Below are 1,373 nucleotides of genomic sequence, written 5' to 3' on the forward strand. Positions count from 1 at the left end.
AGTTCGGGCTGCTCCGCGATGGCCTCGCAGACGCGGGCCACGCCGGGCGTGTAGGCCAGGGACAGGTCGTCGGCGTCGCGCACGGGCACGGTGGCGCGGACGGCCATCTTGCCTCCGCGGTGCAGCGCGAACGCCGGGTCGAGCCCCGGATCGCTCAGCTCATTACTCGGATTGACGATCTCCGATGACACTTTGGTTGACCCCTTTTTTCGCAGCACTGTCGAGGGTGACCGCTTCCCGGTCGGGAAGCGGGCGGGCACCGCGTCCGCACGGGTGGGCTGCGGACGCCGGACGTGTCGCACACAACGTCCAGGTCCCCGGGTGAGGGGTGTAACGGTTCGTTCTACCTGATCGGGCGCTCCAGCACGAGCGGATTCGGTGGACGGGCGGTGAACGGGCTCCCCGCCCGGCGCCGGTCGCGCGCGGGAAGTGGCCTGGAATGGGGCTACCCGACCTGCTCACCGGCTATGGAGCCCTCCGGTGAGGCGTGACGCATCTCTCAGGCGCCCGGCGCCGGGGGAGCGCCCCGCGGGGTGTCCGCTTCGACCCCCTTTCGCCGCACCGCACTTGCGGCGGCCGGCGGCCTCCCCCGGTGATCGGTACCCCGTGTCCGTTATCCGATCTTGACGTTCGGGGCGCTCGATGCTGCGGTACCGGATGGCAGGATGCCGTCCATCGAATCTCTGTCCACACCTCTGAGCCCAGTCGTGACACGGGTCAACGCGCGAAGATGCGCGGCCGCCCCGCTCGGCTTCCCGCCCCCCAGGAGGAGCACGCCATGACCGCCAGGACCACCCGCCGCTCCCGCCGCCTCGCCGCGGCCGGCGCGCTCGCCGCCGCGGCGGCGCTGCTGCTCGGCGCCTGTGGAGACCAGACCGACGACGGCGGGGAGGGCGGCGGGGGCGGCTCGGCCGAGGGCGCCCGCGGCGGCGACCCCTCCGCGCCGCTGTACGACCAGCTGCCCGAGGACATCCAGCGGGCCGGCGAGATCGCCGTCGGCTCGGACATCGCCTACGCGCCGATCGAGTTCTACAACGACCAGGACGAGGTGGACGGGATCGACCCGGCCATCGCGGAGGCGCTGGGCGAGGTGCTGGGCGTGGAGTTCACCTTCCACAACGGCACCTTCGACCAGCTGATCGTCGGCATGAACAGCGACCGGCACGACATCGTGATGTCCGCGATGACCGACACCGCCGAGCGCCAGCAGGGGGCCAGCGAGGACGCCGGGGGCGGCGGCGCGGACTTCGTCAACTACTTCCAGGCCGGGTCCGCGATCCTCGTCGAGGCGGGCAACCCCGAGGGCATCGAGTCCCTGGACGACCTGTGCGGCCTGACCGTCGCCGCCCAGCAGGGCACCGCCAACGAGACGC

1 protein-coding gene and 1 pseudogene are annotated in these 1,373 nt (G+C 72.2%); one reads left to right on the forward strand and one right to left on the reverse strand.

What is annotated here, in order from left to right:
• Positions 1 to 191, reverse strand: a pseudogene (locus tag D7231_RS34785) (NAD-dependent malic enzyme); the annotation flags it as partial.
• A 587-nt stretch (positions 192 to 778) separates the two neighbouring features.
• Between D7231_RS34785 and D7231_RS34790 the strand changes: the two are divergent.
• Positions 779 to 1,373 (forward strand): transporter substrate-binding domain-containing protein (locus tag D7231_RS34790; protein WP_147449885.1); only part of this gene is annotated, 595 nt, incomplete at its 3' end.

The organism is Streptomyces klenkii (assembly GCF_003626645.1).
Lineage (GTDB): Bacteria > Actinomycetota > Actinomycetes > Streptomycetales > Streptomycetaceae > Streptomyces > Streptomyces klenkii.